Source organism: Magnetospirillum fulvum MGU-K5, from assembly GCF_000442515.1.
GTDB lineage: Bacteria > Pseudomonadota > Alphaproteobacteria > Rhodospirillales > Magnetospirillaceae > Phaeospirillum > Phaeospirillum fulvum_B.
This window is the reverse complement of the sequence record NZ_AQPH01000175.1, coordinates 1-304: the sequence shown is the minus strand read 5'-3', so window position 1 is coordinate 304 and position 304 is coordinate 1. Positions and strand designations below refer to the sequence as shown.

The following is a 304-nucleotide window of genomic DNA, read 5'->3' as shown; positions in this document are numbered from 1 at the left end:
CGGTTGCCGATCCGGGAGGAACGACCGACGCCGGAGCGCTCTACGTCTTCACGCGATCCGGAGGGACATGGACACAAGCATCGAAGCTCACCGCCTCCGACAAGGCGGCGGGCGACAATTTCGGCAGCTCCGTCTCACTCTCCTCGGACGGCAACACCGCCGTTGTCGGGGCGAGCGGTGCCGATCCGGGAGGAATATCCAACGCCGGAGCAGCCTACGTCTTCACCCGATCCGGCGGGACGTGGACACAGCAGGCGAAACTCACCGCATCGGACTGAGCGTCAGGCGACCAATTCAGCAGCCC

General features: G+C 65.5%; 1 protein-coding gene. It reads left to right on the top strand.

From position 1 onward, the window contains the following. Positions 1-278: FG-GAP repeat protein (locus K678_RS18440; RefSeq protein WP_021133814.1), on the top strand; the 278-nt coding region annotated here is incomplete at its 5' end. Positions 279-304: the final 26 nt, after the last annotated feature.